This window comes from Terrimonas alba, from assembly GCF_042434975.1.
In the GTDB taxonomy this organism is placed as follows: domain Bacteria; phylum Bacteroidota; class Bacteroidia; order Chitinophagales; family Chitinophagaceae; genus Terrimonas_B; species Terrimonas_B alba.
Genome location: NZ_JBHMQM010000005.1, coordinates 278,209 through 300,843 on the forward strand (window position 1 = coordinate 278,209; position 22,635 = coordinate 300,843).

A 22,635-nucleotide genomic window follows, 5' to 3' on the forward strand; every position below is an offset into this window, starting at 1 on the left:
CCGACAGGCAGGCTTAAACCTTTAATTTTTATGAAAAAGAATCTTTTAATACTATCATTGTCTTTGATAGTAATTAGCATGGCTTCATTTGCCAACCCAACTAAAGTTGAGGAACCTAAAGCCGTTTTGGCCTTCAACAAAATGTTTACAGGCGCCACCAATGTAAAATGGACAAACGAACAGGATGGCTATTTACAAGTGGCTTTTACCTGGGGTGATCACAGAGCCATTGCTTTTTTTGATGCCAATGCAAAGTTTGTAGGTAGTATCCGCGGTATTTTCTTTAAAGAATTGCCATTGTCTGTTATACGGTCTGCAAACCGGATATTCAATGATCCTGTAGTACTGCAGGTGTCCGAGATCTACAATGAAGAAGGTATTCGCTATTCTATGGAAATCGAGTACAAACATAAATTGTACAATGTTAAATTCGATGCTCTTGGCAGCCTGATCGAAAAAACAAGAATAAAAAAATAAAACGTAACAACAATTTAAAATGCCCTGTAATCACGGGGCATTTTTGTTTATTCAAAACTGTATTTTTGCGGCTCTGTTTCTGCCAAAATCTAAAGGCGAAGCTATTCGCATTGTCCCCGCCGCGGCGGGTCTGAAGGCGGTTTAATAAAAAAATATAAAATGAATAAAGGTCCTATTTCGCAATTTGTCCAGCACCATTATCGCCATTTCAATGCAGCTGCATTGGTAGATGCCGCTAAAGGTTATGAAACACATTTGAATGAAGGCGGCAAGATGATGATCACTCTGGCCGGCGCCATGAGCACCGGTGAACTGGGTATTTCGCTGGCAGAAATGATTCGCCAGGGGAAAGTGGACATCATCAGTTGTACCGGTGCTAACCTCGAGGAGGATGTGATGAACCTTGTTGCCCATTCTAAATACAAACGCATTCCGAACTACAGGGATCTGACACCTGAGCAGGAGTGGGAATTACTGGAAAATCATTACAACCGTGTTACGGATACCTGTATTCCGGAAGAAGAAGCTTTTCGCCGATTACAAAAGCATTTAGTGAAACAATGGAAGGAGGCTGAAGCAACAGGCGAACGTTATTTTCCCCATGAATTTTTGTATAAGACCATTTTAAGTGGTGAGCTAAAACAGTATTACGAAATAGATCCTAAGGATAGCTGGATAGTAGCGGCGGCGGAAAAAAATATTCCGATCGTGGTTCCCGGATGGGAAGACAGTACTACGGGTAATATTTTCGCCAGCTATGTGATCAAAGGCGAGCTGAAAGCCGGTACCGTAAAAAATGGAATCGAATACATGGTATACCTGGCGGATTGGTACAAAAATAATTCTTCCGGGAAAGGAGTTGGCTTTTTCCAGATAGGCGGTGGTATTGCCGGTGACTTTCCTATTTGCGTGGTGCCAATGATGTACCAGGATTTGGAGTGGCATGATGTTCCATTCTGGAGTTATTTCTGCCAGATCAGTGATTCTACCACTTCCTTTGGCTCCTATTCCGGAGCGGTACCAAACGAAAAAATTACCTGGGGTAAGCTCGATATCAAAACACCCAAGTTTATTGTAGAAAGTGATGCGACGATTGTTGCGCCGTTGATCTTTGCGTGGGTGTTGGGTTGGTGAAACCCCCATTCCCCAAAGGGGCGTTCCGAAGAGTCTTCAGTTATTAGATTGTTTTGTTGCAGGCTATAGAATAACTATTGAGCTTCTTTTGCAGTTTACCCTGAGCTTGTCGAAGGGCTCTCTTGTATTTCAGTCATTCTACTGAGCCAATAAAAACCGGTAAGTTGAAAAGACTTACTGGTTTTATCTTTTATATCAATTGGTCTTGGCCAGTATCTTATTAATGGCATCTAGTAAAACATTCTGCTCACCCGGTCGTGGTGCATTTTCATTAACTACATTTCCTTTTTTATCAACTAATAAATAACGGGGAATACCGCTGATCTGGAAACGATCGCCTAATAAAGTATATTCATCTTGGCTCAATAAATAATGCTCACCTTTTATTTCTTTTGTCTTGATGGTGTTTTTCCAGCTCTCTTCAGTGCAACTTACCCCGAGATACAAAAACACTACATCCTTTCCTTCCGTGGCTTTTTTTATGGCAGGTGTATTTGCCATTTCACTCATACAGGGGCCGCACCATGGCGCCCAAAAATCTACATACACTGCTTTGCCTTTATATGGCGCAATTAATTTTTCCCATACATCTTTGCCTAATGCGCTGGCACCATTCAGCAAACGGCTTTCTACTGGAAGTGAGCCCTTTAGTTTTTTCTCTAAAGTAGCGTACCGGTTATCCAATTCTTCTTTAATAAGCATATTACTGATATGCTCACGGTAATATTGCATTAAATATTTTTCGGGTAATGTTGACTCACTAAATGTTTTTTCTGTCATACGATAAAGAAGAATATCGGTGGACAGACATGTTCCAAAATCCTTAAGCATATTATCCAAATTTTTCAGCTTAATCTTTTGGACTCTTTCATTTATAAGGTCTTGAGTGGCACTGTTCATTTTATCCTTGTATTTTTTGTCAAAGCTTGTTGAGAAAACAGTGTCTTTTAACAACTCGTCAAGCTTTATTGAATCTTCTTCTTCCTCTGCTTTAACTAACAACCGGATTTTTTCACTTTCATCAGTAGTGAATAATACTCCATCTGCTTTCATTTTTTCAAACAATTGTCCGGGTGGAAAATCATACAGCCCTTGTTCAGTATAAGGATTATGATACTCCATATACAGGTTTAATACTTCGTGTAAGTATGAGTCTAATTCAGAACTAAGACTAGCCAGCGGCTCATTCAATGGTATCTGGTTCATAAAACTTAAATAACTATCAGACAGCTTTACTTGCTCTTTTCTGTCATGCAGCCAGCGGTAACGAAGCAAATCATCCGCTGCATTGTAACGGATTACATTCTCCATAATTTGCGTAAACATTTTGCTGTTACTATGCTGTATAATATGATTTTTCAATTGCTCAAGTTGCTCATTCATTTTGCCAAGGCGAAACTGTTTATACGCATCCGGTTTCAAATGCTCTATGCTGTCCCTGTTCATGAAGAAGTTAAGTGTTTGTTGCAATTGATTTTTATACCCATTAAACTCTACATTCACTAAAGCTATTTTTCCCATAAACAACAAAGGGCTACGGCGTTTGAAAAAATCAAGTCTTTCCTTTTTCGAGTTTCCGGGGAGATTGAATTTGTCGGTTTCAATCCCCATCATAACATCTTTACCGGGTATTGCATAGAACCCTACCAACTGATCACCGAAGGTTAGCATAACATCTTGCGGGTTAAGTAATGGAAAGCGAATAGAGAAGCGGCCAAGGCTATCAACTTCCGTAATCCATTTTTTTTGTTCATCTTCCAGAAGATGATTGATAATGACAGTGACAAACTTATATCCTGATTTTTTTGCATCATAGCCAGTCAGCCATCCTTTCAGAAAAAAGGAATCTCTCTGCAGGAGAGGTGCAGTAAAACCTTTTGTTTCGTAGTGATTGTACTGAGGATTTTCATTGTATTGCCGGCTAAGAATTGCCATGTGTTGCAGGCCCGTACCTATCTTCAGGGTTGTGCTGTCAATCAACTGTACCAGCAGTTTCTTTTTTAGTTTTTTATTTTCCAGGTGAATTACATAGAACCCGTTGGTAACAACAACAGATTTATAGTTCCAGAAATTACTTTCATAAGCCGCAAACTTAGGGGCAAAGCTGATCTGCCATTCGTTATTTTTCGGATTAAGCCAATGGCCTTCTATTCCCGAAGGCAATTTAACTTTCTGAGCATTTATCAGGGACGTAGAAAAAAGAACTGTGAGGGCAAACAAAGAAAATCGTTTCATCAGTAATGGTTTAACTGACAAACTATATAAACGAAATCATTTATCCAAATTAAAGGCGAAGGCAAATGGTTGTTCAATTTCAAAAAGGCATAATAAAACCCCGAAATAGAGATCGGGGTTTTATCGTATGGAAGGTATGGATCAAAACCGGGATCAGTGTCTTCTATCTCTGCGGTCCTCACGACGATCTCTCCTGTTTTCTTTTCTATCACGAACATCCTCTCTTCTGTCTCTTACATCCTCACGGCTATCTCTTACGTCTTCACGCCTGTCACGAATATCTTCTACTTTATCTCTTACACCACCATCATGGCGGGCATCACGAACATCTTCTCTTTGATCACGAACGTCTTCACGACGATCACGCCTGTCTTCTTTCCTGTCTCTCCTGTTTTCTCTTCGATCCCGTACATCTTCCCGCTTATCAAGGCGGTCTTCAATTCTGTCACGACGCTGGCCAGAAGCTGATTGAGTCATCAAAATAGCCAGTATCAAAGTACAAGCGATTAATAAAGGTTTAAAAAGGGGGCTTGTTTTCATGTGTTAATTTTTATTGTTTTTTTGCCACATGGAACCTCGCAAATGATCATTCTCCTATCTGAGAAAATTTATCATGCCCGGTTTCATGTTTATGTTTTTTAAGGGGTTCAGTGGTGGTACAATAAATAGACCGGCTGTTGGGTAGCGGGTTTAATCGGTATAAAAAAAGGTGGCTTTTTTGACCACCTTTTTTATCAAATTTCGATGAAAATCAGAACCCTTTAGGCTTTTCGAGCTTAAGATCCCTCTTCAACATTTCGTTTCTGTTAGCCATTTCCCAGGCTGTATAAAATACCAGCTGTCCTCTCTTTGCCATCAGCCTGTAATTGATCTTGTCAGGTGTATCTGTAGGCCGGTGATAGTCAGCATGAACCCCGTTAAAATAGAAGATAACCGGTACCCCTTTTTCAGCGAAATTGTAATGATCGCTGCGATAGTAAAACCGATTTTTATCATTCGGATCATTGTATTTTCTATCGAGTTTCATTTTGGAATATTTGCTGTTCACCGCCTCGGTGATCGGGGTTAGGTCAGTGCTTAATTTATCATCACCAATGATATACACATAGTTTACCGAGTCCTTATCTTTTAAATATTCTTCGCCAATACGACCGATCATATCAATATTCAGGTCAACAGTTGTTTTTTCTAGCGGATAAACAGGATGGTTAGCATAATACTCACTGCCCCATAATCCTTTTTCTTCACCACTTACTGTCATAAATAAAACACTTCTCTTCGGGCCTTTACCGGCAGCTTTGGCTTTTGCAAAAGCTTCAGCCAACTCAAGAATACCGGTTGTTCCGCTCCCGTCGTCGTCAGCGCCATAATAAATAGTACCGTCACTTCTTTTACCTACGTGGTCATAGTGCGATGTGATCAAAACATACTCATCTTTTTTATCGGTCCCTTCTATCAGTCCCAAAACATTCGATGCATACACCGTGGACGTGGTTTTAAAATACCCAAGATCTACATTGGCTTTGACTATTTTTGAAGCCAGCGGAGTGGTCTTCATTTTCTCAAGAATGCCTTTACCTTCACTTCCCAGGATCTTTTCTGCAATGCTTTCAGATATGGTGAATGTCAATGGTAAAAAGCCTTCCTTATAGCCATGTAGACTATATGAGGATAAACCGTTGAAGGTTTTACGGGGATAGTTACCATATACTATCAATACGGCAGATGCTCCCATTGATTGTGCTTTTCCAATTTTCGTAAAAACATTGGCCGGTGACATAAAACCAGACACAGAAGGTTTGTAACCTGCGGGAGAACCATCCAATATCATCACCAGTTTTCCTTTTACATCCAGGTCCTTATAACTGTCAATATCGCCATCTACGATTCCATATCCTGCAAATGCCACTTCTGAAAAAGGCATTTCAGCAGTATGGTTGATCATAGTATTCGGTTGAAAATCCTTGTTTAGCTCAAAAGCCTCATCGTTTACTTTTAAGGTGGTACTGGTTACTGAGTCTTTATAAAGGGGATATAATTGCCGGTAGCTGTCTTTATTACCTGGCAACAACCCAAGAGACTTAAAATGCGATTCAATGTAATTAGCTGCTTTTTCAAGACCAGGTGATGGGGTGTCCCGGCCTTCCATTTCAGGACCAGCTATAATGTACAGGTGTTTTTTCATATCCTCGGCCGAAATGGTGGCAGCAAAATATGCAGGTGTATTCTTTTTTTGCGCTGTTGCAATAAAGCAGCTGAACAATAGCGCCGGCAGCAGAAATCTTCTCATTGATGATTGTTTAAATAAAAAAATAACCTCAAACTTATGTATAAAAAGTTTGAGGTTAGCAACGATATGATGAGTGGTTAACTAGTTACTGCACAGGCTATTTTCTCCACCCGGCTTGCGTGGCGGCCTCCTTCAAAAGCTGTAGTGATAAATGTACTGACCATTTTTTCAGCATCCCCTTCCCGTACAAAACGGGCCGGTATGCAAATAATGTTGGCATTATTATGTTGTCTTACGAGGCTTGCAATTTCATCGCCCCAGCATAGTGCGGCCCTGATATTTTGATGTTTGTTGGCGGTAATGGCAACCCCATTGGCCGTACCACATAATAGAATGCCAAATGCCGCTTCGCCGTTTTCGACGGCTGAGGCTACCGGGTGCGCAAAATCGGGATAATCAGCGGAGTCTTTTGAATAAGTGCCAAAGTCTTTATACGAAAGTCCTTTGCCTTCAAGGAATGAAATCAGGTCTTCTTTGTAATCATACCCGGCATGGTCACTGCCAATTGCAATTGGTTTGCGAAGGTCAAATGGAGATGTCATAACAAAAAAATTAGAAGTCAGAAATAAGAAGTACGAGACTTCAATAAACACAAAGCTACTGCATTCATTTTATAAAACTTAACAGTTGACGGGCTCTGGATCCTGGCTGCTAATCTTTTACCCTGCCTAGCTCCACTCTTCCAGCTGTTGATCCTGTTTTTTGTTGACACGGGAAGCAAGGATAATGCTTGCTTCAAATAATAAATAAAGGGGTACTGTAACTATGGTAAGACTGAATGGATCGGTCGATGGTGTGATAATAGCTGCTGCGATAATGATAATCACAAATGCATGGCGGCGATATTTTCTCAAAAACTTGCCGGTAACAAAACCAACCTTCGCTAATACCATTATCAGCAAAGGCATCTGGAATAATACACCAATTCCAACAGTGGTATAGATCAGGTTTTCCAGGTAGTCGGAAAAGCTCGGCATAATTGTAATCTGCGAACTCAACTTATAGTTAAAATAAAAATTAACCATAAAAGGAGTGAGGATAAAATACCCGAAGGCAACACCCGAAAAAAATAAAAGCGATACCCAGAAAATAACACCCCTGGTGTTTTTTCTTTCCTTGTCAGATAGAGCAGGTCTTACAAAACGCCAAAATTCCCAAAAAACATACGGAAATGCAATAATGAAACCACCGATAAATGCTACCGTAAACGAAGCGATAAATTGGCCAGTCATGGTTGTTTCCAAAAATGATGTTTTCACAGGTTGAAAACAAAGTGCATCGCCAATTCCAATACTATTCCCTAACCGACACAGCCATCTCGCAGATATAAAATCGGGTTTTGTTGGTCCGAAAAGAATGGTGTCGACAATAAATTCAGAATAAATAAAAACAACAATGGCACAAACCAGGATAGCCACCACTGCACGAATCAAATGCCAGCGCAGTTCCTCCAAATGGTCAATAAATGACATTTCATCCGTGGCATTCTTCTTTCTGCGGTTAAAAAAATCCAGTAAGGCCATAGTGTATTTTAAAAAAGTGGGGCAAAGATAGGGAGCAGTATGCAGTTGGCGGCCGACAGTTTATAGTTTGCAATTGGCAATAAGCAATAGGGAATGGGCAAAGAAGGAGTAAAATAGCAACAACAGGGTACTATCGTACCTCCGACCTCTTACCTCGTACTTCATTTCAGTTTCTTCATCTTCACCATTTCAATCCGGGTATCGCTTACACTGATGACATCAAATTCGTAATCATCAATGATAATGCGTTCTTTTTGTTGGGGAATAGTTTCGTGAAAATTTATAATATAACCCGATAATGTTTCCGATTCATTTTCAGGGAATTCAAAATTGTATTTTTCCTCCAGGTAGTCCAGCTCCAGCCTCCCGGAAAAAATAAACTCATTTTCCGCTATCTGTTTCTCTACGAATTTTTCCCGGTCGTATTCATCCTGGATTTCACCAAACAGTTCCTCCAGCACATCTTCCATAGTAATGATACCCGCTGTTCCGCCAAACTCATCCACCACCCAGGCAATACTTTTTCTTTCCCGGCTAAATTTTCCAATAAGATCGGCCGCACTCATACTCTCTGGAACAGCCGGAATGGGTAAAAGAATCGAATTAATATTGTCGGGTAATTTAAAAAGGTCAAGCTGGTGTATGTAGCCAGACAAATGATCTATATCATCTTCATATACTACCAGTTTACTCAATTTTGTTTCCACAAATTTTTTCTTGACTTCTTCGATCGGGGTAGAGAGCGTTACTCCCACAATCTCTTTTCTTGGCACCAGGCATTGGCGAATCTTTACTTTTGGAAACTCCTGTGCGTTTTCCAATAATTGGGCGTTTCGGTCCTGCCGGTCTTCATCAATATTTTGTTCAAAAAGATTTTTTAGCTCACTATGTGACAGAGGCTCCTTATGTTTATCAACCCGTACATTAAAGACATATTTCAGCATCCATTCTGATAGATTGATAAAGCCCTTTGCAATGGGTGAAAACATTTGAAAGAAAAAATCGGTAATCAACGATAGGTTGGCCAGCAAGATGTTGCTGCGGGCCCTGAAAATGGCACGGGGTATAAATTCGGCAAAAATCAAAACAAGGAATGTTGCAATAGCAATTTCAATTAAAATATGAACGATATCTGCCCCTACTACAAAATATCTCCATACGGGCTGCATCACTGTACTGATCTGTAAACTGAAAAAAACAAGAAAAATATTGAAGCCGATTAAAGTTGCCCCAATAAAGTTGGCCGGCTCATCGATAAACTTACTTAATAAGTGGGCAGAAGTGCCACCTTGCTTACGCTTCAGCTCAATAGTTAACCGGTTGGCGCTATAATAAGCCATTTCAATACCTGCAAAAAATCCCATCAGCAGCAGGGTCATTACAAACCAGGTTATCGTTTTCCATTCCACCATAGGGTAAAGATAATAAACGGATGCCTTTGGTGACCAGTAGGTGGCAAATCTTGCTTATAGACCCAGAAACTCTTTCACAATCTCCTCTGCTTTGGTGCAGGCTCTTTCCAGATCATCATTTACGATGGATTTATTAAAATGCTCTTTAAATGAGATCTCATAAGAAGCCTTATTTACCCTTGCCTGTAATGACTCAGCAGTTTCGGTTCCCCTTCCTTCCAATCGTCTTTTGAGTTCATCTACAGAGGGAGGTTCTATAAAAATGGTGAGTGAAGTGTCAGGGTATTGTTGTTGCACATGAATAGCTCCTTTTACATCAATGTCCAATAAAGGGCAACGATTGTTATTCCAGAGTCGCTCCAGCTCACTTTTAAGGGTACCATAGTATTTTCCTTCATATACCATCTCCCATTCTACAAATTCATTGTGCTGTATTTTTTGTTTGAACTCCTGCAGGGGGATAAAATAATAATCCACACCGTTGGTTTCATAACTACGGGATTCCCGGGTGGCGGCCGAAATCGAAAAGGCTAATTGAGGAAATACTTTCAGCAAATGTCTTGTGATTGACGTTTTACCGGCGCCTGATGGGGCTGTAATGATGATGATTTTATTTTGAAAGGAGCTCATGCGCAAAGAAAAGAAATGAAACGGAATGGAGCTTCTTCTCTTTTATTTTTTTACCAGGGTTGTCTAATAAAATTTGTCCAGTACTTTACTTATTTGGTTGAAGGTTCGAGCCCCTCCCCCGGAGAAGGGTTGGGCCAGACGATAAATGTCTGGTTTCGGCCGATAAATGTCTGGTTTCGGCCAAAGCGTTGGAGGTGAGATTTTTAAATTCTTTTATAGGTAATAAGCTTAGACCGCAAAGTCTCCCTAATCCCGAATACTCTTTTTACTTTTTGTCTTGACACAAAAATCAAAAAAAGTCAAGGCTCCGGAAAAAATGCTAAAAATTTACCTGTCAGGCTAAAATGAAATAAGCTCCGGCTGCAGTACAAAGCCCATTATCGGTACAACTTACAAACTAAGAATATAGCCCGGCAAATTTTCTTAACGCATTTTTTCAGAGGCCGTTCTAAACCCTGTATGCGGCTTATTCTATTCTTTTAATATCAGCTCCCAATTTTTTCAACCGATCATCGATATATTGATATCCTCTATCGATTTGCTCAATATTCTGGATAGTGCTTTTCCCTTCGGCGCTGAGTGCGGCAATCAATAAAGCAACACCGGCCCGTATATCAGGACTGCTCATGGTAATGCCACGCAGTTGTTGTTCTCTTTCCAATCCAATAACAACTGCACGATGCGGGTCGCACAATATTATCTGGGCTCCCATATCAATCAGCTTGTCCACGAAAAACAAACGGCTTTCAAACATTTTTTGGTGGATCAACACACTGCCTTTTGCCTGAATGGCTGTTACTAATACGATACTCAGAAGATCCGGTGTAAAGCCGGGCCAGGGATGATCGTATACTGTTAATACACCTCCATCCAGGTAGCGATGCACTTCATATATTTCCTGTGAAGGGATATGGATATCATCACCTTTAAAATTCATTTTAATACCTAACTGCTGAAATTTTTCAGGAATTATTCCAAGATGTTCTATTCCTGCATTTTTAATAGTGATATCGCTCTGTGTCATCGCTGCTAAACCTATAAACGAACCCACTTCTATCATGTCCGGCAACATGCGATGCTCCGTGCCGCCGAGATAATCGACCCCCTCTATTGTCAATAAATTGCTGCCTATTCCGCTGATCTTTGCTCCCATGCGGTTGAGCATTTTACACAGCTGTTGTAAATACGGTTCACAGGCTGCGTTATAAATTGTAGTAGTTCCTTTTGCCATTGCTGCAGCCATTACTATATTGGCTGTACCTGTCACGGAAGGTTCATCCATCAGCATATTCATTCCTTTTAGGTTAGGTGCTTCCAAATGGAAGAATCCATCTTCGGGGTGATAATTGAATTTTGCCCCCAGCTTTTCGAAACCAATAATATGTGTATCCAGCCTTCGTCTTCCGATTTTGTCGCCACCGGGCTTAGGGATAAAAGCTTTTCTGTAGCGTGACAGCATGGGCCCCGCTAACATTACCGACCCCCTGAGTCTGCCACTTTTCTTTTTATATGCTTCACTGTGGAGGTAGTCAATGTTTACATTATCAGCCTGGAAAATGCATGTGTCACGTTGGGGCCGTTCCACTTTCACATTCATTTCACCTAATAATTCAATCAATAAGTTTACATCAAGAATATCGGGAATGTTTTTGATAATGACTTTTTCTGGCGTAAGTAAAACAGCACTGATAATTTGCAGCGCTTCGTTTTTTGCGCCCTGGGGAATAATATCGCCAAAAAGTTTTTTTCCACCTTGTACTTCGAATGAATGCATGATATGATTAAAAGTTGATCAGATTATTAGTTAATAAGGATGGCTGCAAGGTAAATATTTGATAGGATTGGCAACAAAGTTCTGTTGCAACTACTCCTGCTGTTCTTAAAAAAGAAAAAAGTTGACAAGCAAACCTGTCAACCTTTCAAATAACTTTTTATTTATGATTAATATCTTTTTTTCTTAAACTTTCCACCGCCGCCACCCCGGTCATTTCTGTCATTTCGGAATTGGCCGCCATTACCTCCGCCACCGCCGTTGCGTTGCTGAAATTTGCCTCTCTGTTTACCATAGCCCCCCCGGTCTCTATCGCCGCGGCTATCCTGTGGCCGGAATGCTTTTACATAAGGTGTATTGGTAAAGGTCAATTGTCCATTGGTTATGCCTGTCAATTCACTTTGGATGGCGTCGTCGTGCGCAGTCTCTTTATGCCAGTTGTTATAAGCCAACTTCATATAATAAGCAATGGCATTTGCGAATCCGGATCGTTTTTCAGGATCTTCTTCCTTCAATGCTTTTTTGATGACTATTTCCAGGTTTTTGCCGAGATGAGAGTGTCTCGGATGACGTTTTGGATAAGGGAGCGGTTGCGGCTTTTCGCTCAGTGATTCTCTTGTGGGTATGGGATAAGGTGATTTAACGTCGAGTTTAAAATCCGAAATAAAAAACAAGTGATCCCACAGTTTATGGCGAAAATCTTCAACATTTTTCAGGTGAGGATTGAGAAATCCCATGAGTTCGATCACAGCCTGCGCATTTCGCTGGCGCCTTTCCGGGTCTTCAATGCTCAGCAGGTGCTCGATCATTTTTTGAACATGCCTGCCATATTCACGCATAGCCAGGTTATTTCTCGTCGTGTTATATTCCATAAAAGGTTGTAAGTAGAGTAACAAATGTAGAGAAAGAAATCGGAAGTCCGAAAGTCAGGTATTGTCGGTAAGCCCCTTTAGGGGCTTGGGGTTCTAAAAAAAGAAAGGGGCCCCGAACCAAGGCCCCTTTTACAAGCCACCATCCTCTTCCACCTAAGAGGTCATTTAATTAAAAGTTGAGTTACGCTGGTTTCAAGGCTTTTTTTATCGGTAAGCCTAACCCAATAAACACCCGGCTCTAATCTTGCTAACTCCATGTAAGGCGATCCAAAATCAACAGCTAAATCTCTTGACACCGCCATCTGTCCCAGCGTAGTATAAACAAGAACTTTAAAAATTCCTTTCGTTTTATTATCAAATTTGATACCAACAATACCCTTTGAGGGGTTGGGATAAATAGAAAATTTTGTTTTTGCGGAACTTTCCAGTACTACCTGCCGAATATTACTATAGCGAATGTACCCGTTGGCATAGACCTGCTTTATCCTGAAATAAAACGTTCCTGTCTCACCATTGTTCGCGGTAAATGTCATTTTATATGGACTGATTGTTTCAATGTTTTTATTAAAAGTACCAATACTTAAGAAATTTGTACCATCTCTACTTACTTCTACTTCATAGTAATAACTGGATTGATCATCGTCTGCTTCCCACTTCAAATCCACATTTTGATTGGTTAATTTATAAACATTGAAGGTGCGAATGTTTAAAGGAAGCACCATGGCGGGGCAATAACAATATTCAAAACGAATGTTCACTTGTCCGGAAGTCGCAATTCCGATTGAGGCATTTCCTCCACTTGAAATACTCACCCCTGCATTGATAGTATAATTATATAGGAGGCTATCGTGACCGTAAAACTGGGTCAGGTCCCCCGAATTTGTGATGGTAACACAGTTGGATTTGGCATTGAGCACGGTGTCATTGACCACCTTGCCGAAGTCCGGACCCGAACCCGGCACTCCGTCCTGTCCCAAAAGGGGAAATGAGTAATTTTTACCATCACTGTTAAATATAGGTGTACTCAAACCAGGGCCGGTTAGCATATCCGTCCTGGAATAACTTGCCGTATAAGTATGAGGCGCCACCTGGTTGTTTTCAAAAGACAAGCTATCGACGATACCAGTAATGGTAAGGCAAAGCCGCATACAATTGACCATGCCGTCAGAAGGGTCAAACTTGGGTAAATAAACCGGCATCGATGTGTTTCCCGCCGGAATAGCGAAGCTGGTATCAAAAGCAACACTGGTGGTGGGAGCTCCATACCCGTCCGGGCACTGAGCGAGGCCTTTGTGTGAAACAAAAAAGGCGATCCATAAAAACAGTAATTTAAAAAAAAGTTTTTTGTATAAACGGTTCATAGGCGATGATTTGTGTCCTGCCTATTGGATTCTCTCTATGGCGTAAAGGTAGACCCGTGGGTAACATCGCACAATTGTATAAATGCCCGTTTTGATGTGCAGTAATAAGCGAACCTTATCAGTAAAATGACTTGCAAATAGTCGAAGCCTGAAACAGGAAATAGCTTCGGTATAAAACGATAAAAAAATCAGGTAATCAGCCTTTTTTACAAAGAAGCTATACGGGTGACACCAGTATTTTTTACCTGCAAAATACCGATACCGAACCGGTTAACTTTGCAGCGGCCATGAAAATAATCATTGATACAAATCTTTTATCACGGAAACCTTCAAATGGATATGCGCTTTTTGTATATCAATTATTGCGCTGTCTTATAAAGCAACAATGTGACGATTATTTTATTCTCATTGCCGATCGACCGCATGCACCCGAATTTTTTTTCGATGAAAACGTGAGAACGATTGTAGCCGGTCCTAAAATTAATAATCGTATTCAGCACAAATACTGGTATGATATAAAAGTTCCTTCGCTTTTGAAAAAATATAAAGCTGATATTTTTGTTTCACCCGCAGGATACTGCTCTTTCAACACCCGGATTCCGCAATGTATAATGCTGCCAAATCTTTCCTTTTTGCAGCCTTCCTCTACTCTAAAAAAAACACACCTGTTTTTTTTAAAAAGACATATGCGAAAGGCTGTTGAAAAAGCAGGAAGTATTATCACCTTTTCAAATTTTTCTAAAGCCGCCATTTTATCCAATTACCGGGTTGAAGAAGAGAAACTACATGTCATAAATAGTGTCGCCGGCGATCTCTTTCGCTGCCTTGACGAAAACGAAGAAGCAGAGATAAGAACTCAATATACCGGTGGGAAAAATTTCTTTATTTATGCTGACAATGTTTCCCTGCTTAAAAACCTGACCAATCTTTTAAAGGCATTTTCAGTATTTAAAAAGCGTCAAAAGACCGATTGGAAATTTGTATTGGCATCAAGCAGTTTGGATAAGAAATTTATGGAAAGCCTGCGGAGTTATAAATACCGTGATGATATAGTAACTGTGGTATTGGAAGGCGAAAAGCAATTGGCTTTTTTGATGGGGGCTGCTTATGGAATGGTTTTTCCTTCGCCTTGCGAGGATCAGTATATTCCTTTACTCCAGGCGATGAGTAGCGGCGTTCCGGTGATAACCTCGCCGGGTTCTGCATTTGAGGAGATAGCCGGGGATGCAGCCTTATATGCGGATGTCACCAGTCACCAGGAACTTGCTGAAAAGATGATGCTATTATATAAGGATGAAACATTGCGCAACCAGCTTATTGAGAAAGGTAAAAGGATTGCTGCTGTCAATAACCCGGAAAGGGCCGCAACTCTTTTTTGGCAAGGCATTCTGAGAGCCATGGAATGATTTAATTACCTTTGCCCCCTTTAATTTTAGAAACACATGAATCTTTCAAGTATTAATATTAATGTACACACTGATGAGAACCGGATTCCCGATGCTATTACGTGGAATGCTTCTGATACAACTGTTGATAACGAGCAGAAAGCAAAGGCCATGATGCTGTCTTTTTGGGATGGAGCGGAAAAAACAGCGCTGCGAATCGATCTTTGGACAAAAGATATGATGGTGGATGAAATGGCCGATTTTTTTTACCAGACTATGATGACAATGGCGGATACTTACGGCAGAGCTACCAATCACAAAGAAATGGTAGGCGAAATGAAAAAGTTTGCGCAGGATTTTTACCAGAAATTCCGTGAAAAGCAAATAAAAGAAAATAAAGCCTAGAAGAGGCCAGAGGCAGGATGTCGGAAATCAGCGGTAAAGTATAAATTGTGACTACAGGTTATATCAATTATAAACCGCAAACAATAAACTAAAATTTTTTTTATATGGCTCTCGAACAAAAAATCATGGCTGAGCTGAAAGCGGCAATGCTTGCAAAAGATGAAGCTGCATTGCGCAGCCTTCGTGCTATCAAAGCAGCTATACTTCTTGCTAAAACTTCTGAAGGTGCTGGCGGTGAATTGAAAGAAGAAGATGAAATAAAACTTTTGCAAAAATTGGTAAAGCAGCGTCGAGATTCGTTCGAGATTTTTGAAAAACAAAATCGTCCCGAACTAGCTCAAAAGGAGAGGGAAGAAATAGACATAATTGAAAAATTTTTGCCAAAGCAGCTTTCAGCGGAGGAGTTAAAAGAGGCTTTAAGCAAGATCATTGCTGAAACCGGCGCCAGTTCACCTGCTGACCTTGGTAAAGTAATGGGGATAGCAAGCAAGCAATTTGCCGGAAGGGCTGATGGAAAAACTATTTCGGCCCTGGTAAAAGAGCTTTTGACTAAATAAGAGCACATATTAAGTTTAGTATTTTTTTATAGATTAAGGAGAACTAAATCTATCCGCCCTCACGTTAAGCAGGTAAACCCACAGCATGTTTATTGACATCCTTTTAATTGTTGTTTTAGCATTAGCAATAATAAAAGGCTATCAGCGGGGTTTGATAGTAGGCGTTTTTTCTTTTATTGCTGTTATTATCGGACTGGCTGCAGCTATAAAGCTTTCAACAGTGGCAGCCGGTTATATTGGCACAGCCATAAAAGTTTCTGATGCCTGGCTGCCTGTTATTTCTTTCGCGGTAGTTTTTATATTGGTCGTATTATTGATCCGGCTTGGTGCAAACCTCATTCAAAAAACAGTTGAAATTTCAATGTTGGGCTGGGTGAACCGGCTCGGAGGAATATTATTATATATTACTATTTACATTCTTGTTTTTAGTGTAATTCTTTTTTATGCCGGGCAGATCAACTTGTTACAACCAGCCACAACCGGCAATTCTGTAAGCTATCCTTATATTCACCCGTTGGGACCAAAAGTGATTGACGGTTTTGCTTCAGTGGTTCCTGTATTCAAGGGCATGTTCACAGATCTCCAAAATTTCTTCGGGGGAGTGGCTCAATCTGCCGGGCAAAATCCTTAATGACTTTTTTCGACAACCAAAGTGTGGTGCTGATCTTTTAATTGCTAAAGGCCGGTTTGAAAAATTTTTGATTACACCTAATCATCATGGCATTCATCATCCTCAAATTCTGAATACCCTGATAAAAACTATGGTAACGTGCTGATCATCTGGAATAAGTTGTTCAGCACGTTATGCACGAAAAAAAAAGATCTACAAATTGTTTATGGCCTTACCAAACCACTCAACAGTCACAGTTTTTTTAGGCAGCATTTTCATCTTCCACCCGAGATCTATAATGAACTTAGCTATACTAAAGGAGTAAAAGCAAAGTGGAAAGTATTGTCTGGCAAACCGGATGACCTTGATCCTCGTTTCAGATCAATATTGGAAAGAAAATTATTGAATGTGGCCAGGTTGTATCGCCCATCTACACCTGCTATGCGACAGTATGTAACTGTGCAGACTATTTTTCCTCAATACTATTATTTATTGTGATGCTATTTGAGCATTATCTGGCCCGTGTTCAATTATTTCTATTATCGGCATTTATTCTTGTCAGCCTTGTCAATAGTGGTGCTATTCCTGATCAGCGCAGGTGGATCTTTTAACTTGAATATATTCGTATACTTATAGTAAATGTCTGCCATAGCGGTTGTTTATCCCAATAACCGGGTATTCAGCGCCATCATTGCATTATTAATCCTGCTTACCTGGTATTTTCGTCCTATTCAGCGATTCTATTTTAAAATTTTGTATCCTTAATGAGGTTCGCAATTAAAAGAGATTGAAATTCCGTTAATTGCATTTTAGGCTGTTATCTTTGTAGCCATAAGTAAAGACTTAGTGAAGCGATAAAAAAATTGCGGCAAAACGATTATTTTAGTAAAAAATTAATGATCCGGAGCAAATGAGTTACGAAATAAAACAGGATAATAAGTTCAGATTTATCGAAGAAGGCGAAGGAGAGCCGCTGGTCTTATTACATGGTCTGTTTGGAGCATTAAGCAATTTTGAAAGCCTGATTGAATATTTTAAACAATATAATAAAGTAGTGGTACCCTTACTACCGCTGCTTGATATGGATATATTGCACACATCTGTAGGTGGTTTGGCCAAATTCGTTAACAAATTTATTGAGACGAGAGGCTATACAAATGTTCACCTATTAGGTAATTCGCTGGGCGGACATGTCGGATTGGTATATGTCCTGAAAAGTCAGCCTGATTGCATCAAATCAATTATTCTCACCGGAAGTTCTGGTCTTTTTGAAAATGGAATGGGTGATTCCTATCCCAAAAGAGGCGATTATGAATATATTCGGAAAAAGACAGAGTTGACTTTTTATGATCCAAAAATGGCTACCAAAGAATTAGTGGATGAAGTATTTGGGATCACTAATAATCGGCTGAAGGTCATCAAGATTATTGCTTTGGCGAAGAGTGCTATCAGAAATAATTTGGGGGAGGAACTCAATCAAATTAAACTTCCTACGTTATTAATTTGGGGAAACAATGACACCATTACTCCACCTTTTGTAGCCAGGGAGTTTAACAAATTGATCCCCAACAGTGAACTCCACTTTATTGATAAATGTGGCCATGCACCCATGATGGAGGTGCCTGATGAGTTCAATATGATCCTTCATAAATTTTTGAAAAAACTCAATGAACCTGCAACAGTTAGCTGATCATTGGGGTCTTTGTAAAAAATAAGGAGCCGCTATCCATGTTAACAGGAGAATTACAATCCCAGACATTGCCTTACCTGCGCCCGCAGGATAAAGTGTACCAGGCTCTTCAACTGATGAATGATAACCAGGTGGCTCATCTTCCCATAGTAGACGGCGAAAAATATATAGGATTGATCAGTGAAGATGATTTGATGCTGGTCGATAATGACCATACTGTTTTAAATGACTTAAATCAATCGTTCGGCAATATTTCTGTAAAAAATAACGAGCACTTTCTTAAAGCCATCCAGTTGGCAGCTGAAAATGGATTAAGTGTGGTTCCGATTGTGGACAATGAAAATGATATTGTGGGGGCTGTTGCCTATATTGACTTGCTGAAACACGCATCAAATTTTATGAGCCTGAATGAGCCGGGCGGTCTCATTGTATTGGAGATGGATAGCCACCAGTACTCTTTTAATGAGATCAGCAAACTGGTTGAAACAAACGACGCACAGATCACACAACTGAATACATCCAACGACCCCGAGACAGGAATTATGCAGGTCACTATCAGGATCAACAAACCTGAAGTATCAGACATTGTTTCTACTTTTCAGCGCTATGAGTATAATGTAAAATACTTTTTTGGCGAGGAACACTATGCCAACGAGTTGAAGAGTAATTATGACAACCTCATGAATTATCTTAAGATCTGACAATATTTATTCCTACTTTGATTGCAGGTGCAGAAATCCGGCTAATTTAGAGGATCTTGTAGATTGAGACTATGCAGAGGAAAAGGAAATATTTTTTATGGCTCTGGTTGGGATTGGCTTGCTGTCAGGGTATCTCTGCACAACACTCCCCGGGTGGAGAAGATATGTTTGTTCCCTACGATTCTGTTGCAGCAATACTTGACAGCTCCACTTCTTCTCATAATGAAAAGCCCTTTCTTGTAAGAAATATCGTTATTGAGGGCAATAGAGTAACCAGGCCCAATATCATACTCCGGGAAATTCCTTTTAAGTCGGGTGATGTGTTCCTATTGCAAGACCTGGTGCGTCAATTCGAAGTTGCCCGTAAACAATTAATGAATACTTCTCTTTTTCACGAAGTGATCGTAGCATTAAAAAGTTTCGAGGGCTATAATATTGACATATTGGTGCAGGTCAGAGAGCGTTGGTATATTTTTCCCGTCCCTTACTTTAAGCCGGTTGACAGAAATCTTAACCAGTGGCTGGTAGAGCAAAAAGGCAGTTTAAAACGGGTAAACTATGGGGGCAAATTGCTTTACAACAATGTAACAGGGCGAAATGATAAGCTGAGACTCTGGGTTATCAGCGGATATACCCGGCAGTTTTCTTTTAGTTATGACAGGCTTTATATAGATAAGCAGATGAAGTGGGGAATGAATGTCTTTTTTGCTACCGGCAAGAACAGGGAGATGAACTATATGAGTGAAAATGATAAGCAGGTTTTTTTAAAGGACGAAAATTATGTTCGCAATTTCACGATCGTTACTGGCGAACTTACCTACCGGAAAGCAATAAAAACCAGGCACCGGTTTGGGATAGGATATACCCGGGAAAAAGTAGCTGATACTGTTGCTGCGCTCAATCCCAATTATCTTGGAGAAGGAATAAAACAGGTATCTTTTCCCGAGCTGTATTACATGATGACTTATTATGACCTGGATTATATACCGTATCCTTCCAGGGGGTATGCCGCAGAAGTTTCGGTAAAGAAAAAGGGTTTCACTTCGGCCTTTAACTTACTACAACTCACTTCCAGGGCATCAGCCTATTGGCCTACAGGGAAAAGATCTTTCTTCAGTCTAAATGCTTATGGTGCTGTCAAGCTGCCATTCAGGCAACCTTATTTTAATCAGAAATTATTGGGTTATGAAGACGCTTACCTGCAGGGGTATGAATATTATGTTATTGATGGTGTAGCCGCAGGTTACCTGAAAGCAGCTTACACCAGGAAGCTCATCAATTTTAATATCAGGATTCCTGGTACCAAAAGGATTGCACCCCAGAGAATTCCTTTCAACATATATGCCCGGGTGTTTGGCAATACAGGGTATGTTCGTCACCCGGAGCCGGGAAATAATTCGCTCTCTAATAAAATGCTTTTCACCGGTGGCTTTGGCCTTGACATTACCACCATCTATGACTTTACCCTGAAACTTGATTGGTCATTTAATCAATTGGGTCAAAACGGTATATTTATACATAAAAGAAGTGTTTTCTGATACAGATAAAGACAGGATTTTTTGCGACCTGTGTATTAAATAAATTTTGACCAGGATGAAAGCAGCTATTTATAGCAGGATAATGGAAGAAGATCAGCAGGGAAATGTGCAGGTTTTTTTTGATGAGTTGGAAAAACAGATGATCGAACCGGTTATCTTTCGGCAGTTCTACGAACAGATAAAACATATCATCAGGTTACCGGCGGACACAACTGTTTTTTCTTTGTCGGAAGATCTTACGGAAGAAGTCGAATTTATTATAAGCCTTGGCGGAGATGGTACCCTGCTGGATACAGTAACACTTGTCCGGGATAAGTCTATTTCGATCATGGGCATCAACTTTGGAAGGCTGGGTTTTTTAGCCAGTATTGGCCAGGACGAAGTAAAAAAGGCGGTGAAGGCCATTGCTAACAGAACCTATATAGTCGATAAAAGAACGCTGATACATCTTGATGCCGACTTACCGCTGTTTGGAAATGTGCCTTATGCATTAAACGAGTTTTCCCTCCACAAACGGGATACAGCCTCGATGATAAAAATTCATACCTATCTCAACGGTGAGTTTTTGAACACCTATTGGGCGGATGGATTGATTATGGCTACCCCTACCGGTTCTACAGGTTATTCGTTGAGTTGTGGTGGTCCGATTGTTTTTCCTGAGTCGGGCAGTTTTGTCATTACTCCCGTAGCGCCGCATAATTTAAACGTACGACCACTCATCGTTCCTGACGATAACATTATCTCTTTTGAAGTGGAGAGCCGTTCTGAAAATATCATTTGCTCCCTCGATTCCCGGCGGGAAATAGTAGGCAAAAACGTATCACTGGCCGTAAAAAAAGAGAGCTTCTCGATCAGCCTTTTGCGGCTTAGTGAAAATAGCTTTTTGCAAACCCTGCACAATAAACTTACCTGGGGCCTGGATAAAAGAAATTAGTGGCGCAGATAAAAGAAAATTGCTATTTTGGCGTTATTATTTTTTCCGAACCTACTACCAGGATATGATAAACCGGCCTTTGTAATTTTTTCATCCCACCACCAATTGATGGAGAAATAATAGGATAGAAGTCCAAACTGGCGGTTTAAAATCAAAAATAAGCGAATGAAAAATGTTTTTGTAGTAGTTGCGATAGCAGTAAGTGGTTTATTACTGCCCGGTAGATCCGCTTCGCAAAATTCTATTGTTCAAGAGGGAGAATTTGGTATTGGCCTTGGTGCTGCTCATTATTTTGGTGACCTAAACACCCGTGCAAAATTCAACAGGCCTAAAATGGCGGCTACTGTTTTCTTCCGTAAAAATTTCAGCAACTATATTTCCGGCCGTATTGCTGCCAGTTTTGCCCGTCTTGGATATTCTGATATCTACAATAAGGATAATGAATACATGTATCGTCGCAACCTGAGTTTCAACAGCAATGTGTGGGAACTCGCTTTGCAGGGCGATTTTAATTTCTTCCGGTTTATGCCCGGTGAGCCTGGTTTTAATATGACACCCTATATCACTTTCGGCGTGGGAGCTTTTAGCTATGATCCATTTGCTTACCTGGATAAGGAAAAAGTCTTTCTTCGTCCACTTGGAACAGAAGGACAGGGAAGTGCACAATATCCCGATCGTAAACAGTACAGTACGATGGGCATTTCCATCCCATTCGGAGCCGGTATAAAATATTCGTTGAATGAACGGCTCAATATTGGTTTTGAAATTTTGCACCGCTATACCAACACCGATTATCTTGACGATGTAAGCAAAACATACGTTGACCCCTCGATATTTCCAGGAAATCCTGACGGCAGTCCGTCTGAAGCATACCGCTTGCATGACCGGTCCGGAGAAATCGGCGAGCCAATCGGCATCCCAGGCAGGCAAAGGGGAAACAGCAAGCAAAAGGACCAGTTTATTACTGCTATGTTTCACCTCACTTTTAACCTGCAATCTTATAAGTGTCCAACGGCTAATTAAAGCCCAAGAATTATCGAATCAGATTCGCCTGAATCCCATCAAATCTGATACCTTTGCTTCCCTGTTTCAAGGCAGTAGGAAAAACAC

Annotated in this window: 23 protein-coding genes; 13 read left to right on the top strand and 10 right to left on the bottom strand. The window is 40.5% G+C overall.

What is annotated here, in order from left to right:
- Nucleotides 1-30: 30 nt before the first annotated feature.
- Nucleotides 31-477, top strand: a complete 447-nt coding sequence (locus tag ACFEL9_RS16130; RefSeq protein WP_385892127.1) for a hypothetical protein — start codon at nucleotides 31-33, stop codon at nucleotides 475-477.
- A gap of 159 nt (nucleotides 478-636) precedes the next feature.
- Entirely contained in the window at nucleotides 637-1,611 is a 975-nt protein-coding gene (locus ACFEL9_RS16135) for a deoxyhypusine synthase family protein (RefSeq protein ID WP_385892130.1), read from the top strand.
- A 195-nt stretch (nucleotides 1,612-1,806) separates the two neighbouring features.
- On the opposite strand, the gene ACFEL9_RS16140 is transcribed toward ACFEL9_RS16135, so the two are convergent.
- The 10 genes from ACFEL9_RS16140 to ACFEL9_RS16185 form a co-directional block, all read right to left on the bottom strand.
- The gene (locus ACFEL9_RS16140) at nucleotides 1,807-3,846 is read right to left on the bottom strand and encodes a TlpA family protein disulfide reductase (RefSeq protein WP_385892132.1); all 2,040 of its coding nucleotides are present in this window, start codon (nucleotides 3,844-3,846) and stop codon (nucleotides 1,807-1,809) included.
- Nucleotides 3,847-3,999: 153 nt separating this feature from the next.
- Nucleotides 4,000-4,386: a hypothetical protein gene (locus ACFEL9_RS16145; RefSeq protein WP_385892134.1), complete on the bottom strand. Its 387-nt coding sequence runs from the start codon at nucleotides 4,384-4,386 to the stop codon at nucleotides 4,000-4,002.
- A gap of 211 nt (nucleotides 4,387-4,597) precedes the next feature.
- On the bottom strand, nucleotides 4,598-6,136 hold the full coding sequence (locus ACFEL9_RS16150) for a M28 family peptidase (RefSeq protein ID WP_385892136.1): 1,539 nt from the start codon (nucleotides 6,134-6,136) through the stop codon (nucleotides 4,598-4,600).
- 77 nt (nucleotides 6,137-6,213) lie between these two features.
- Entirely contained in the window at nucleotides 6,214-6,678 is a 465-nt protein-coding gene (rpiB, locus tag ACFEL9_RS16155; RefSeq protein ID WP_385892139.1) for a ribose 5-phosphate isomerase B, read from the bottom strand.
- Between the two features lie 126 nt (nucleotides 6,679-6,804).
- A complete protein-coding gene (gene tatC / locus ACFEL9_RS16160) occupies nucleotides 6,805-7,659 on the bottom strand; it encodes a twin-arginine translocase subunit TatC (RefSeq protein WP_385892141.1) in 855 nt (284 codons plus the stop codon).
- 161 nt (nucleotides 7,660-7,820) lie between these two features.
- Complete coding sequence (locus tag ACFEL9_RS16165; RefSeq protein ID WP_385892142.1) at nucleotides 7,821-9,071, bottom strand: hemolysin family protein; 1,251 nt, start codon at nucleotides 9,069-9,071, stop codon at nucleotides 7,821-7,823.
- Between the two features lie 54 nt (nucleotides 9,072-9,125).
- On the bottom strand, nucleotides 9,126-9,701 hold the full coding sequence (gene gmk / locus ACFEL9_RS16170; protein WP_385892144.1) for a guanylate kinase: 576 nt from the start codon (nucleotides 9,699-9,701) through the stop codon (nucleotides 9,126-9,128).
- A 466-nt stretch (nucleotides 9,702-10,167) separates the two neighbouring features.
- Complete coding sequence (murA, locus tag ACFEL9_RS16175; RefSeq protein WP_385892147.1) at nucleotides 10,168-11,475, bottom strand: UDP-N-acetylglucosamine 1-carboxyvinyltransferase; 1,308 nt, start codon at nucleotides 11,473-11,475, stop codon at nucleotides 10,168-10,170.
- A 167-nt stretch (nucleotides 11,476-11,642) separates the two neighbouring features.
- A complete protein-coding gene (locus ACFEL9_RS16180) occupies nucleotides 11,643-12,344 on the bottom strand; it encodes a DUF4290 domain-containing protein (RefSeq protein ID WP_385892150.1) in 702 nt (233 codons plus the stop codon).
- A gap of 161 nt (nucleotides 12,345-12,505) precedes the next feature.
- Entirely contained in the window at nucleotides 12,506-13,705 is a 1,200-nt protein-coding gene (locus tag ACFEL9_RS16185; protein WP_385892152.1) for a choice-of-anchor E domain-containing protein, read from the bottom strand.
- Between the two features lie 287 nt (nucleotides 13,706-13,992).
- On the opposite strand from ACFEL9_RS16185, the gene ACFEL9_RS16190 reads away from it, so the two are divergent.
- The 11 genes from ACFEL9_RS16190 (at nucleotide 13,993) to porG (ending at nucleotide 22,548) form a co-directional block, all read left to right on the top strand.
- On the top strand, nucleotides 13,993-15,111 hold the full coding sequence (locus ACFEL9_RS16190; protein ID WP_385892155.1) for a glycosyltransferase: 1,119 nt from the start codon (nucleotides 13,993-13,995) through the stop codon (nucleotides 15,109-15,111).
- A 36-nt stretch (nucleotides 15,112-15,147) separates the two neighbouring features.
- Nucleotides 15,148-15,495, top strand: a complete 348-nt coding sequence (gldC, locus tag ACFEL9_RS16195; protein WP_385892158.1) for a gliding motility protein GldC — start codon at nucleotides 15,148-15,150, stop codon at nucleotides 15,493-15,495.
- A 104-nt stretch (nucleotides 15,496-15,599) separates the two neighbouring features.
- Nucleotides 15,600-16,052, top strand: coding sequence for a GatB/YqeY domain-containing protein (locus tag ACFEL9_RS16200; protein WP_385892160.1), 453 nt, complete (start codon nucleotides 15,600-15,602; stop codon nucleotides 16,050-16,052).
- An 85-nt stretch (nucleotides 16,053-16,137) separates the two neighbouring features.
- Nucleotides 16,138-16,683 carry a CvpA family protein gene (locus ACFEL9_RS16205; RefSeq protein WP_385892161.1) on the top strand — a complete coding sequence of 182 codons (546 nt, stop codon included), beginning with the start codon at nucleotides 16,138-16,140 and terminating at the stop codon, nucleotides 16,681-16,683.
- Between the two features lie 138 nt (nucleotides 16,684-16,821).
- On the top strand, nucleotides 16,822-17,160 hold the full coding sequence (locus tag ACFEL9_RS16210) for a hypothetical protein (RefSeq protein WP_385892163.1): 339 nt from the start codon (nucleotides 16,822-16,824) through the stop codon (nucleotides 17,158-17,160).
- Nucleotides 17,161-17,301: 141 nt separating this feature from the next.
- Nucleotides 17,302-17,427 carry a hypothetical protein gene (locus ACFEL9_RS16215; RefSeq protein WP_385892165.1) on the top strand — a complete coding sequence of 42 codons (126 nt, stop codon included), beginning with the start codon at nucleotides 17,302-17,304 and terminating at the stop codon, nucleotides 17,425-17,427.
- 145 nt (nucleotides 17,428-17,572) lie between these two features.
- Nucleotides 17,573-18,352, top strand: coding sequence for an alpha/beta fold hydrolase (locus tag ACFEL9_RS16220; protein ID WP_276504328.1), 780 nt, complete (start codon nucleotides 17,573-17,575; stop codon nucleotides 18,350-18,352).
- Between the two features lie 38 nt (nucleotides 18,353-18,390).
- Entirely contained in the window at nucleotides 18,391-19,053 is a 663-nt protein-coding gene (locus ACFEL9_RS16225) for a CBS domain-containing protein (protein WP_385892168.1), read from the top strand.
- Between the two features lie 71 nt (nucleotides 19,054-19,124).
- Nucleotides 19,125-20,591: a POTRA domain-containing protein gene (locus ACFEL9_RS16230; RefSeq protein WP_385892171.1), complete on the top strand. Its 1,467-nt coding sequence runs from the start codon at nucleotides 19,125-19,127 to the stop codon at nucleotides 20,589-20,591.
- Nucleotides 20,592-20,646: 55 nt separating this feature from the next.
- Nucleotides 20,647-21,525, top strand: a complete 879-nt coding sequence (locus tag ACFEL9_RS16235) for an NAD kinase (RefSeq protein WP_385892173.1) — start codon at nucleotides 20,647-20,649, stop codon at nucleotides 21,523-21,525.
- Nucleotides 21,526-21,690: 165 nt separating this feature from the next.
- Nucleotides 21,691-22,548, top strand: coding sequence for a type IX secretion system protein PorG (porG, locus tag ACFEL9_RS16240; protein ID WP_385892174.1), 858 nt, complete (start codon nucleotides 21,691-21,693; stop codon nucleotides 22,546-22,548).
- Nucleotides 22,549-22,635 lie beyond the last annotated feature (87 nt).

What these genes read in the sequence shown, in the direction of transcription:
- porG (WP_385892174.1), top strand. Translation starts at nt 21,691, where the DNA reads ATGAAAAATGTTTTTGTAGTAGTTGCGATAGCAGTAAGTGGTTTATTA.
- ACFEL9_RS16165 (WP_385892142.1), bottom strand. Translation starts at nt 9,071, where the DNA reads ATGGTGGAATGGAAAACGATAACCTGGTTTGTAATGACCCTGCTGCTG.
- ACFEL9_RS16205 (WP_385892161.1), top strand. Translation starts at nt 16,138, where the DNA reads ATGTTTATTGACATCCTTTTAATTGTTGTTTTAGCATTAGCAATAATA.
- ACFEL9_RS16230 (WP_385892171.1), top strand. Translation starts at nt 19,125, where the DNA reads ATGCAGAGGAAAAGGAAATATTTTTTATGGCTCTGGTTGGGATTGGCT.
- ACFEL9_RS16235 (WP_385892173.1), top strand. Translation starts at nt 20,647, where the DNA reads ATGAAAGCAGCTATTTATAGCAGGATAATGGAAGAAGATCAGCAGGGA.
- ACFEL9_RS16180 (WP_385892150.1), bottom strand. Translation starts at nt 12,344, where the DNA reads ATGGAATATAACACGACGAGAAATAACCTGGCTATGCGTGAATATGGC.
- tatC (WP_385892141.1), bottom strand. Translation starts at nt 7,659, where the DNA reads ATGGCCTTACTGGATTTTTTTAACCGCAGAAAGAAGAATGCCACGGAT.
- ACFEL9_RS16215 (WP_385892165.1), top strand. Translation starts at nt 17,302, where the DNA reads ATGTCTGCCATAGCGGTTGTTTATCCCAATAACCGGGTATTCAGCGCC.
- ACFEL9_RS16130 (WP_385892127.1), top strand. Translation starts at nt 31, where the DNA reads ATGAAAAAGAATCTTTTAATACTATCATTGTCTTTGATAGTAATTAGC.
- rpiB (WP_385892139.1), bottom strand. Translation starts at nt 6,678, where the DNA reads ATGACATCTCCATTTGACCTTCGCAAACCAATTGCAATTGGCAGTGAC.
- ACFEL9_RS16190 (WP_385892155.1), top strand. Translation starts at nt 13,993, where the DNA reads ATGAAAATAATCATTGATACAAATCTTTTATCACGGAAACCTTCAAAT.
- ACFEL9_RS16150 (WP_385892136.1), bottom strand. Translation starts at nt 6,136, where the DNA reads ATGAGAAGATTTCTGCTGCCGGCGCTATTGTTCAGCTGCTTTATTGCA.
- ACFEL9_RS16135 (WP_385892130.1), top strand. Translation starts at nt 637, where the DNA reads ATGAATAAAGGTCCTATTTCGCAATTTGTCCAGCACCATTATCGCCAT.
- ACFEL9_RS16185 (WP_385892152.1), bottom strand. Translation starts at nt 13,705, where the DNA reads ATGAACCGTTTATACAAAAAACTTTTTTTTAAATTACTGTTTTTATGG.
- gmk (WP_385892144.1), bottom strand. Translation starts at nt 9,701, where the DNA reads ATGAGCTCCTTTCAAAATAAAATCATCATCATTACAGCCCCATCAGGC.
- ACFEL9_RS16145 (WP_385892134.1), bottom strand. Translation starts at nt 4,386, where the DNA reads ATGAAAACAAGCCCCCTTTTTAAACCTTTATTAATCGCTTGTACTTTG.
- ACFEL9_RS16225 (WP_385892168.1), top strand. Translation starts at nt 18,391, where the DNA reads ATGTTAACAGGAGAATTACAATCCCAGACATTGCCTTACCTGCGCCCG.
- ACFEL9_RS16140 (WP_385892132.1), bottom strand. Translation starts at nt 3,846, where the DNA reads ATGAAACGATTTTCTTTGTTTGCCCTCACAGTTCTTTTTTCTACGTCC.
- murA (WP_385892147.1), bottom strand. Translation starts at nt 11,475, where the DNA reads ATGCATTCATTCGAAGTACAAGGTGGAAAAAAACTTTTTGGCGATATT.
- ACFEL9_RS16220 (WP_276504328.1), top strand. Translation starts at nt 17,573, where the DNA reads ATGAGTTACGAAATAAAACAGGATAATAAGTTCAGATTTATCGAAGAA.
- gldC (WP_385892158.1), top strand. Translation starts at nt 15,148, where the DNA reads ATGAATCTTTCAAGTATTAATATTAATGTACACACTGATGAGAACCGG.
- ACFEL9_RS16200 (WP_385892160.1), top strand. Translation starts at nt 15,600, where the DNA reads ATGGCTCTCGAACAAAAAATCATGGCTGAGCTGAAAGCGGCAATGCTT.